The following is a 1,044-nucleotide window of genomic DNA, read 5'->3' on the forward strand; positions in this document are numbered from 1 at the left end:
GATGCGCTGCACGGACCACCCGAGTGCGATGAGGGCCTGGATGCGGCGGCGGGCACCGGTGGAGTCGACGTTCGTGGACGCGCCGAGTTGCTCGATCGTCGGCATGCTGATCGCCAGGACCCGGTCGGCGGTGCGCCGCTGGACCTTCGTGGTCGGTGGTCGGTGGGTGCCGTCGGCGCGGGTGATGCCGTAGAGGATCTTCGTGAGGGACCCGGCCGAGATGCCGTGCACCGCGGTGATCTGCTTGAGGCCCATGCCCGCGGTCATGAGCGCGTGCAGGTGTGCGCGTACCGGTCCGGCGTCGGTCGTGGTCGTGCGGCCGTAGGCGATGTTGCGCACCCGGGTGGACTCGTATGTGCTGTTCGCGGTCGCGCAGGGTAGGCACCGGCAGCGGTCCAGGACGTAGCACGCATGGGTGCCGTGCTGGTGGTTCGCGCGCTTGTGCTGGCAGGGCTTGGGGGCGCGGTCGATCGCGGCGTGCCGGGCGACGCCGCGTGCGTGCGTGGCCCGCTCGCAGCGGCGCTTGTCGCATGAGTGCAGTCGCAGGGCGTGGTTGGCGAGGCCGGTCGTGGTGCGCTTGGACGTCCAGCCGCAGTCGGGGCAGGTGAGCACGGTGTCCCATGTCTGGCGGGCGGTCACAGCGCACCGCCAGGCCGCACGTACCCGTGCCGGTCGACGCCGGCGGCGTTCACCTCGACGTCGAGCTGGGTGCCGTCGCAGCGGGTCGTCGTGACCCGGTACTGGCCGTTCGTGGCGAGGCTCTTGATGCGCTCGACGGGGAACGTGGCGACCTCGGTCCCGTGGGTGGCGCAGTGGTGCAGAACCGTGATCGGGTCACCAGGGGCGTAGGGCGCATGGGTGGTCACGGCGTCACCTGCTCCGGCTCGCTCGACGTCGCCGTGTGGCACGGGCACGGGCACGCGATCGGCCCGTCGGCGATCTCGGACCATCCCGTTCCGGAGCACGAGCCGTGCTTCTCGCCCTTGCAGTCCGGATTCACGACGCCTGCTCCGCGTCTCGTGCGGCGATCGCTGCGGCGTCGGC

General features: G+C 71.6%; 3 protein-coding genes. All 3 read right to left on the bottom strand.

Annotated features, from left to right (window positions below):
- On the bottom strand, positions 1–639 hold a 639-nt coding region (locus ABWK99_RS16065; RefSeq protein WP_372595688.1), incomplete at its 3' end, for a hypothetical protein.
- Positions 636–866: a hypothetical protein gene (locus tag ABWK99_RS16070; RefSeq protein WP_372595689.1), complete on the bottom strand. Its 231-nt coding sequence runs from the start codon at positions 864–866 to the stop codon at positions 636–638. The genes ABWK99_RS16070 and ABWK99_RS16065, both read right to left, overlap by 4 nt.
- Positions 863–1,044, bottom strand: a 182-nt coding sequence (locus tag ABWK99_RS16075) for a hypothetical protein (protein ID WP_372595690.1), incomplete at its 5' end; no start/stop codon positions are given. The genes ABWK99_RS16075 and ABWK99_RS16070, both read right to left, overlap by 4 nt.

It is taken from the genome of Actinotalea sp., assembly GCF_041597215.1.
Taxonomy (GTDB): Bacteria; Actinomycetota; Actinomycetes; order Actinomycetales; family Cellulomonadaceae; genus Actinotalea.